Consider the following 8,970-nt stretch of genomic DNA (forward strand, 5'->3'; position numbering starts at 1 on the left):
TAATAAACCTAATTGTATTTAATAATAAAATACATATTTCTAATATAATCTATTTTCTATTGGAGTTCTTGATAATAATAGCTAAGTTCACTATCCTTTTGAGCACCATTATAAATTACACCTAAAACATTTGCTTTTGCGATTTCCAATAATTCTTTTGCTTTTACTAACTCTTTCTTCTCTGTCATTCTCTCTCTGACAATAATCAAAGTCCCATCGGTTTTAGATGCTAATATCTGAGCATCTGTTACAATTGCTACTGGAGGAACATCAAATATAATAAGATCAAAATCTATAGACAATTTTGCTATCATCTCTTCCATTCTTTTTGTTTCTAAAATCTCTGAAGGATTCGGTGGCTTTGGACCACTTGGTAATATCCATAAATTTTCTATATTTGTTTTCAAGATGTACTCATCAGCAGTTGTTTCATAGTCGCTCAACAAATTACTCAGTCCTTCATTTGTTGGTAAATGAAAAGTCATGGCTATAGTAGGATTTCTCAAATCAGCATCTACAAGTAAAATTTGTTTTTTAGTATTTGCAAAAGCAATCGCCAAATTGGCAGCAGTTATTGATTTTCCTTCATTTGGTCCTGGAGAAGTAACGACTAGAGTGTTCAAATCTTTATCAATTGCTGAAAATTGGATATTAGTTCGAATTGTTCGGTATTTCTCTGCAATAATAGACTGATTACATAAGGACACTAAAGAAATAGATAATTCAGTAATCTTATTTCTTTTTATCTCTACCTTCTGATCTTTTTTCGTTTTTGATTTCAATAGTTTAAACAAACTCTCCACTTTTCTAATCAAAAAAAACATTCCTTTATTATATTGGATAAATTTCTAATAAAAAATAGATGTAATTCATATAACAACTATATAATTTACTACATTATTAGAGAAAAAAATTTTTTTTATATTTAACATGAAAATAAAATAACAACTAAAATAAAAAAATGGGGATTCTTTAATAGTCAACTGTATTTATTCATTAAAATAAATTACATATTGTCTAAAAACTCTTTCTTAAAAATGTGTATGGTGTATATAAAAGAAAATAATTAAAAAATAGACACTTGGCAGTGGTAGCATATATCTTAATATCTTTTATTATAAAAAAATAAACAAAATTATCAGTTTAAATTCTTAGTAAAGAAGAAACTGATAAATTTGTCTGTAGTCTGAAATAAAGTACTACCTATTTAGGGTAGTACTTTATTTTTTCTATCTAATTTTATTATTCATTCCCCAGCCTTTTCGAATGGATTCTTCCGTATCTTTCTTAATTTGTGCTGTTGTTCTTATTATCTCACCATGATCATCTAGTTCTGGAACGATGGGATACTTTTCTCTAAACAAATCTAGTTCTTTCACCACATCATTAAACAAGTCCTGTTTATCTTCTTGCGTAAGGTTTTGCTTGATGTATTCATCTAATGCTTTCCTTAACAATTCATCTCTTGTCATATTTGTTTCATACTTCTCTACTAAAACTCTGGAAGTCGCGTTTAACAAAGTTGACAGTTTTAAAGGGTGCTTGGTGGAATAAACCTTATCAAACTTTCTGATTGGTGCGCCAACTTTTTTTGCCCTTCCTCTCCCTTGTCTTTCTATATTGGAAGAAGCTTTTATTTCTGGAAGTTGACTCACTTCTAATTGCTTATTTTCAGATGGTGTAATTGTTTGCTGCTTTTTCTTTGCTTCTGCTTCTTTTTTTATTTTAGCAAGCCCTTTGTTGTTCCCAAAAATATCAAGTCCTTTTATGTCAGCCAATTACTCCACCTCCGCATACCAATTCTCGTGTTCTTCCAATTCTTTCAAAATACTGATAAATAATTCGTGGCTTTTGCGATCCCATTGTTTTAAGAGACCTTTCTTTGTCTTCTCCATCGTAATACCCGAACCATCATATCGTTTTAAACGTGCATTTTTTAGTACCACATTTTTAATCAAATGTTCTCCATAAATCTCTTGGGCTTGTTTATACATTTCCTGATCTACTGCGTCACCACTTTCCAACATGAAAGGAATGACACCAGCAACATATAAGTTCGTGTCAAATTCTTTTACAAAAAAGTCCATGTACTCAAGATATTGCATCGCATTTCTCATCGATTTTACTTGGGTCTGTAAGACGACGATTGCCCAGTCCGCAATGTACATCGCGGATTTACTATATACAGAAATAGAAGGTGGAACATCTAAATAGATGACATCAAACTCATCAAATAATGGTTCTAGCTTTTCTTTCATATATTTGAATTGGGATAATGAATCATTATATTGGTCTTTGATCCAATCATCATACATTTCAAAAGACATGTCTGCTGGAAGTATATAGAGGTTATTTATTACTTTATAGACAGCCTCTTTAGGTGAAAGATTATTTATCAACACGTCAGTCACAGTATTTTCGTAAACAATCGGTTCACCTTCTCCCCCTCCTTCTTCGTTAGTAAAGTTCATATGTGTTAAGTTCATCACATCAGAAGTATTTCCTTGCATATCCAAGTCAATTATCAAGGTTCTTTTTCCTTCATTAACTGCTGATTCAAACCCTAACATCTGTGCGCACGTACTTTTACCTACGCCACCTTTAAAATTACCGATTACATATTTCTTCGCTACCACGTTCCTACCTCTTTTCTTTTAGCAATATTCATTTGATACTATTATAACACATTTATTTTTAGTTACTACCAAAAAAAAGATAAATAAGTACTACCTTATAATCAATAAGTGAAAGGTAGTACATAACTAAAAAAGAGAAACGATTTATTCGTTTCTCATCATACATTTCTTATTATAAAAAGAACTATAGCAAATATGTCAAACTACATGAATAAGAAAAAGAAGAAATATATTATTCTATAGCCCCCTTCAAAGTGATGACACTATTAGTTTATATTTTAAGTCTCGATAATTGTTTTAAATTCTGTTTATTCCAATCTTTTTTTAATAATTATCAAGTTTAATGTTTGGCATTTTATATACTAGTAGCAAACTATTTGTAGACAGGTTACCAGCCCTGAGCGGAAAGCCTTCCTTCATTTTTTTGTTTTCAAACGTACACAATTGTTCATTTTTACATAAAAAAGAAGCCGTTCTTTTGACGAACGACCTCTCTTTTGATTTGTAGTATCCAAATATATTGTAACATTTTCATTTCTACATTCCATATGTTCCTTAAAATTAAAAGGAAAAAGCTATGCTAGTAAACATAAGTTTTTCCTTCTTTACTCATGTCATGTATAAATTAAGCACCTAATTTTTCACGCATAATCGCATCTGTCAGTGTTTTAGAAAAGTTCAAATTCAATTCTTTTCCCATTTTGTCTGCCCATTTTGGAATAGTCAAAGTTTTCTTTGTCGGTTCATCTAAGCCTAAGTATTCTTCTAAATCAACAGAAACCATAGATATAAACGACTTTTCACTATCATACTCCAACGTAAAATCAGTATCATCTTTAAAAGGATTATTTTTTTCCAACGATAAGGAACTGATAAGAGAAGGTTTTGACAAGTTACGACCTGCTTCAATGTCATCGGCTAACAAAATACCCAAAAAATCAGACGCATTTTCTATCGCTTCAGAGACATCAGAACCACTTGTACCAGCTACATCTGGGAAATCAGGAAAAAACACAGAAAATCCTGATTCATAACCTTCACTAACTTCAAAATAAAATAATGCAGGATAAGAAACAAGCATATCCATTCTCCTTTCTTTCTATGAAGCACAGCAGAGTTACTTTAACCCTGCCTGCTTCAATATACCGTTTTTCGTCCCTTTTGGTAATTTTTGGGGAACGATAATCGGTCGGTTAACTCCTGGGAACTTCACTTTCACGTGAGAACCTTTCCCACCTTTGACTTTTACGCCACCATGAGAAACTAAGAGCTTAACCATTTCATTTTATGTCATTCGCATTGTGCACTATACCTCCTGACAAAGTTATTATAGCACGTATAACACGTATAACCAACGATTAAATACGTGTTGTACGTGTTATATTCCAATCTAAAATATTAGAAATCTAATTCTTTTATCAAATTGTCAAAAGAAAAAAAACTGCCATGTACCTTGCCACTTTTCACATCTTTTTTGCTTTTAGAGTAGCAAGCTTCCCATTCCCAATCTTAAAATGGATCGTTCCTTTGCTACTGGTTGCTTTCTTATATACTCCAATACCTCTAATTCTGCTATATTTTGAGCTAACGCATGTTTGTACCCGTATAAACCACCTCCAATAGCTGCAAAACAGGCTAACAAAGAAATTATTATGTTAACACCTACAGAATGAATATCTCTTATGACTATTCCTGTAAGAGATCTAATAAAAAAAGAGAGATAAAAAGTCAAAAATAAATTATAAAAAACTTTGTCTTTATTCACTTCTGCTCTTTTCCCAGCAATCAGCCAATCCAGATCAATTGAATCATCATTTTTTATTTTCTCGCAATACTTTTTCATTTCCTCTTCGCTCATGACAAAACCACCTAAAAATGTTATTTAACTATCTAGTTTACATAATCGTTACTATCCCAAGTTCCAACTCTACCAAGCCTTTTTTCAGCTAACTTTGTGAAATAAAATCGGTCTAGGTAAACTCAACTGAAATTCCCTGCTTTTTGATTTTCAAAAGTTTGTAAAATTCCTTTTTTACAAACTAACCATATCGTTATATTAAGGTATTTTTTTAGCCATTTTCATAAAATCAGCAAAAGAAACCCTTAGAGTAGCTTCCACAGCATCTAAGACCTCTCAAAGGACTAGTTTCATTTGTTTAGATTGGAAAATACGTACTACAAGTATCTTTTTTTTCTCATGGTCAATCCGATAAAATAAGGCATAGCTTTTGCCGATCGCGATCCGATATGTTGGGATATCCATTCCATAGATTTCGGAAACTTCCTCATGCATAGTTGGAAAATTTTTGGTTAGTTCTAAATCCTTCTGGATCGCACCTACAAATCTTTTTATGCTGGCTGGGGAAAGAGCAAGCTCATTTTCCCATTCTTCTATTATCGTTTCAAGGCTGGTCTGGAAACTTTTAGAATAAACTAGCGTGTACTCTACCATCTATTCACTCCAACCGTATTTTCCGAAAGCTTTTACCATTTCAATTTCTGAAACTGTCAACCCTTTCTCAAAGTCTTGGAAACTTTCTTCAATCAATTTACGATCGTGTTCTTTTGCTATCGGAGTGGTATCTAATATGAATAAGTTGCCTTCTTGTTTGGCTTGGACAATGTCTCCGTTTTTTAATCCAAGAGAGCTTGGAAGGATCACTCCCACGCTATTGCCGATCTTTCTAACCTTTAGTTCTTTTCCCATGTTATCACGCTCCTTTTAGCTTTTGACGAATAAATTATAACACGTTATAACATCGGTTGCTATCGGTACTGTTTAAGGCGTCTCATTCCATATTATTATTTGATAAAATAAGCCACTTATAACGCTGAAAACATATACAAACGATATCAAAATACAAGTGAACTACTCACCATACACTTCCGTTAACAACCATTTAAGTAGATATTTTTATCAAAAAGCCGAGAATACTCGCGACTTTAGTCGTGCAGATGAATCGGCTTCGGTTGAGGTATAGCCTTAGCTATATCAATCAACCGACATAGGTTAAATCTATATATTGTTAAAACGCCTAGAACAATGGATATCAACGGAAACGTACGTTAAAATTGTTAAGAGGTGCTTTTTGTATATCAGAAATCCATTATGGACGTGGCTACGTCTATTCTATTCAGTATCATCTTGTTTGGTGTGTAAAATACCGACATGATATTTTGTATGGTCATGTAGACATTGATGTTAAACAGTTATTGAAACAAATCGCTGATGATAATAATGTAAAAATTACGGAATATTCTAAAACCACTTCTGCGATTGGTATTGACTTGGGTATTACTGACTTTGCGATTCTTTCTGATGGTTAAAAAATTGATAATAATAAATTCACGGACAAAATACAAAAGAAACTTAAACGTGAACAACGCAAGTTGTCTAAACGTGCATTATTAGCTAAACAGAAAGGTATTAATCTATTTGAAGCTAAAAATTACCAAAAACAAAAACGTAAAGTAGCTAGATTACACGAAAAAGTAATGAATTAACGTACTGATTTTCTGAATAAGTTGAGTACAGAAATGATCAAAACTCACGATATTATCTGTATGGAAGACTTAAACACAAAAAGTATGTTGCGTAATCATAAATTAGCAAAAAGCATTTCCGATGTTTCTTGGTCAAGTTTTGTGACTAAATTACAATACAAAGCTGACTGGCACGGACGCAAAATCATCAAGATAGATAAATGGTTTCCGTCTAGTCAAGTTTGTTCAGAATGTGGACACAGAGACGGCAAGAAGTCACTCAAAATTAGAGAATGGACTTGTCCTATTTACCATACGCACCACGATCGAGACATCAACGCTAGTATAAATATTTTGACCGAAGGTTTACGAATAGAAGCATTAGCTTAGGAATAATCAAGAACCGTAGGAACTACGAGGATAGCTTGGTAAATAAGAGACACCGCTATTTTCTTGAATCTCGTAAGCAACTCTATACACGGTGCCCGCATACTTAAATCCATTAGACCAAATACCTGATAAATCTCCAGTTTTTTGTTCTCCCTTATATGGATCAATCGCAATTTCATCACCAACCTATAGAGGATGAGCGACTTCTGCCTACTTACGTTAAAAAATATTGTAAGTAACCCTATGTAGCAAAAAATATCCAGGATTTCATTTTCTCAAAACTGGTCGATATTGTATCTAAAAATATATACTACTTATTTTAGGTAGTATATATTAAAAAATGTTCTTTTGTTAGAAAAATCAATACATAAATTATCATATCTGTATACGTCATTTAGATATTTCAGTTATGCTATAATAGTTTTGCTGTCTGCTACCCCGGCCTAATCTGGCAAGGGAGGAGGAGATATAATGAAATACCTTTTTGATTTTGTTTTTGTAATCTTGGCAGAGGTAGCTGCACACTACATCTGCAAATGGCTTGATTGCAAAATTGCCAAAAAAGACAGTAAGCCTACTCGTTAATTCTATAATATAGAAACGTAAAAAAAACCCATCAGCCTGCACGCTGATGGGTTTTGGTGATATAATGAAATACCTCTTTGTTACTTATAATTATATCATAATTAGTCACGAATGCAACTAATATAAAAAAATCTTTTTTATCATATTATTTCACAAAAAAGATTTTTTTAGTTTCATAGTTTTTTGCTTGATCAAGAGGATAGGCAACTTCTGCCTACTTACGTTAAAAAATATATACTACCTATTTTAGGTAGTATATATTAAAGTATGCGCTTTTGTTAGAAAAATCAATACATAAATTATCATATCTGTATATGTCATTTAGATATTTCAATTATGCTATAATAATTTTGCTGTCTGCTACCCCGGCCTAAGCTGGCAAGGGAAGGAGGTCGTAATTAATGAGTCTGTTTTTTGATTTTATTTTTGCAATTGCGGCAGAACTAGCAGCCCACTAGTGGTTTTCGGTCGTAATATGAATCTGTTTTTTGTTACTTTGATTATATCATAATTAGTCACGAATGCAACCAATAGAAAAAACTGCTTAGAAGGGTAGATGATCATCACTAATATCGATTGATTGTCCACTAAATGGATTTTGTGAAGCATCAAATTCACTGTTAATAGAGTTGTCGTTATTCCATATTGTTAGAAGGCGAAGGCTTAGAATTACTATTAACGATTGCTCAACTAGTTTACGACTCTCCGTCGCTGCTTTTAACTAGGCCTCTCCCCTTCTCTTATAAAAAAAGATATATATTATTTCTTAATTATATACTACCTCAAATATCCATTTAAGCACTACCGTATTTAGGTAGTACTTAAACAACCTGAAAAAATAGTTATCTCAACTGTTATGCTTATATAAAACGATTCTTTGAAAAAATGAATACTATATAATTAAACACTACCTTATTTAGGTAGTGTTTATTATTAGCAAAACAAAAAATATTTATTCTATTCTCTTAACTTCAACTAAGTTATGCTGCACACCTTTATATAAATCATATGCAACTTATTAGCTAGACAAACTACAAGCATGTAGTTTTATCTGTTAATTATGTACTACCTAAATAAAGTAGTTTATAATTAACAAGTATATATATTTAAAAATTTAAGATTAATTTTTTTATGACTTGTACAAATTTATCTGATATTTCTCTTATTAAGAACTACCTAATTTGGATAGTTCTTATTTTTTACATTTTAAGTAGTATTTAATTGCAATTTGGTAGTATTTTTTTATTATCTTATTCCTAGAACGGTAGTACTTAATATAAATATAGGTAGTATCTAATTTAAGTATTAATGGTAGTATCTAATTTAATAGGTAGTATGTAACTACTTTAAAGTAATTTTTTTCAGATTAACACGGTAGTATCTTATTAAATAAGTTAATTTTAATGGTAGTACATAATTATTATATATATCTGACATTGGTAGTACTTATTGTATTTTTTAGTAGTATATAATCTATTGTTTTCTATCCTAAAGCCTTGTCTTATAAGAATAATATAATATATACTACTGAAATAAGGTAGTATATATTACTAGTAATGGTAGTATGTTTTATATGCATAAGGTAGTTCTTAATTTATTTTTTATTTTGACACTGGTAGTACATAATTATCTTTCATTTTAAAACTAAATTTTAATCATACATTATTTTGGTAGTATTTAATTATAGATAATATTTATTTAAAGTAGTTCTTAACAACTTAAAAGGTAGTACATAATTAATTTTATTTCTGATTTCAGGTAGTATTTAATTAAAAAACAGTTTTAATGCGTTTGCATTTTTTATTTATCTTTGCTATTTTCGAAAAGAGTAGGTAATTTTACATAAATAAAACAACGTGAAAGTAGAGGATCTACA

10 protein-coding genes and 1 pseudogene are annotated in these 8,970 nt (G+C 31.1%); 1 reads left to right on the forward strand and 10 read right to left on the reverse strand.

Annotated elements, in window-relative coordinates:
* Positions 1 to 56 precede the first annotated feature (56 nt).
* The 8 genes from IGJ53_RS15240 to IGJ53_RS15275 all read right to left on the reverse strand — a co-directional run bounded on the left by IGJ53_RS15240 (position 57) and on the right by IGJ53_RS15275 (position 5,343).
* The gene (locus IGJ53_RS15240) at positions 57 to 746 is read right to left on the reverse strand and encodes a CpsD/CapB family tyrosine-protein kinase (protein ID WP_259741910.1); all 690 of its coding nucleotides are present in this window, start codon (positions 744 to 746) and stop codon (positions 57 to 59) included.
* A 483-nt stretch (positions 747 to 1,229) separates the two neighbouring features.
* Positions 1,230 to 1,778 (reverse strand): hypothetical protein, encoded by a 549-nt coding sequence (locus tag IGJ53_RS15245; protein WP_201064738.1) that lies wholly within the window; start codon positions 1,776 to 1,778, stop codon positions 1,230 to 1,232.
* Positions 1,779 to 2,636 carry an AAA family ATPase gene (locus IGJ53_RS15250; RefSeq protein WP_201064736.1) on the reverse strand — a complete coding sequence of 286 codons (858 nt, stop codon included), beginning with the start codon at positions 2,634 to 2,636 and terminating at the stop codon, positions 1,779 to 1,781.
* Positions 2,637 to 3,261: 625 nt separating this feature from the next.
* A complete protein-coding gene (locus IGJ53_RS15255; RefSeq protein ID WP_201064734.1) occupies positions 3,262 to 3,717 on the reverse strand; it encodes a type II toxin-antitoxin system HicB family antitoxin in 456 nt (151 codons plus the stop codon).
* Positions 3,718 to 3,753: 36 nt separating this feature from the next.
* Positions 3,754 to 3,915, reverse strand: coding sequence for a type II toxin-antitoxin system HicA family toxin (locus tag IGJ53_RS15260; protein ID WP_242478291.1), 162 nt, complete (start codon positions 3,913 to 3,915; stop codon positions 3,754 to 3,756).
* 201 nt (positions 3,916 to 4,116) lie between these two features.
* Positions 4,117 to 4,494 (reverse strand): hypothetical protein, encoded by a 378-nt coding sequence (locus tag IGJ53_RS15265; RefSeq protein WP_201064732.1) that lies wholly within the window; start codon positions 4,492 to 4,494, stop codon positions 4,117 to 4,119.
* Between the two features lie 276 nt (positions 4,495 to 4,770).
* Positions 4,771 to 5,088: a type II toxin-antitoxin system RelE/ParE family toxin gene (locus tag IGJ53_RS15270; protein ID WP_259741896.1), complete on the reverse strand. Its 318-nt coding sequence runs from the start codon at positions 5,086 to 5,088 to the stop codon at positions 4,771 to 4,773.
* On the reverse strand, positions 5,089 to 5,343 hold the full coding sequence (locus tag IGJ53_RS15275; RefSeq protein WP_201064726.1) for an AbrB/MazE/SpoVT family DNA-binding domain-containing protein: 255 nt from the start codon (positions 5,341 to 5,343) through the stop codon (positions 5,089 to 5,091).
* A 365-nt stretch (positions 5,344 to 5,708) separates the two neighbouring features.
* On the opposite strand from IGJ53_RS15275, the pseudogene IGJ53_RS15280 reads away from it, so the two are divergent.
* Positions 5,709 to 6,509: pseudogene (locus IGJ53_RS15280) on the forward strand (RNA-guided endonuclease TnpB family protein).
* 6 nt (positions 6,510 to 6,515) lie between these two features.
* Here the strand turns inward: IGJ53_RS15280 and IGJ53_RS15285 are convergent.
* Positions 6,516 to 6,683, reverse strand: a complete 168-nt coding sequence (locus IGJ53_RS15285; protein WP_259741911.1) for a type II toxin-antitoxin system RelE/ParE family toxin — start codon at positions 6,681 to 6,683, stop codon at positions 6,516 to 6,518.
* An 831-nt stretch (positions 6,684 to 7,514) separates the two neighbouring features.
* Complete coding sequence (locus IGJ53_RS15290) at positions 7,515 to 7,703, reverse strand: hypothetical protein (RefSeq protein WP_259741897.1); 189 nt, start codon at positions 7,701 to 7,703, stop codon at positions 7,515 to 7,517.
* Between the last annotated feature and the right edge of the window lie 1,267 nt (positions 7,704 to 8,970).

The sequence above is a fragment of the Enterococcus sp. DIV1283b genome (assembly GCF_051710965.1).
In the GTDB taxonomy this organism is placed as follows: domain Bacteria; phylum Bacillota; class Bacilli; order Lactobacillales; family Enterococcaceae; genus Enterococcus_B; species Enterococcus_B lactis.

Bases quoted from the DNA above. Each gene is read 5' to 3' on its own strand.
- IGJ53_RS15260 (WP_242478291.1), bottom strand. From the start codon at position 3,915: ATGGTTAAGCTCTTAGTTTCTCATGGTGGCGTAAAAGTCAAAGGTGGG.
- IGJ53_RS15265 (WP_201064732.1), bottom strand. From the start codon at position 4,494: ATGAGCGAAGAGGAAATGAAAAAGTATTGCGAGAAAATAAAAAATGAT.
- IGJ53_RS15275 (WP_201064726.1), bottom strand. From the start codon at position 5,343: ATGGGAAAAGAACTAAAGGTTAGAAAGATCGGCAATAGCGTGGGAGTG.
- IGJ53_RS15270 (WP_259741896.1), bottom strand. From the start codon at position 5,088: ATGGTAGAGTACACGCTAGTTTATTCTAAAAGTTTCCAGACCAGCCTT.
- IGJ53_RS15255 (WP_201064734.1), bottom strand. From the start codon at position 3,717: ATGCTTGTTTCTTATCCTGCATTATTTTATTTTGAAGTTAGTGAAGGT.
- IGJ53_RS15290 (WP_259741897.1), bottom strand. From the start codon at position 7,703: ATGCTTCACAAAATCCATTTAGTGGACAATCAATCGATATTAGTGATG.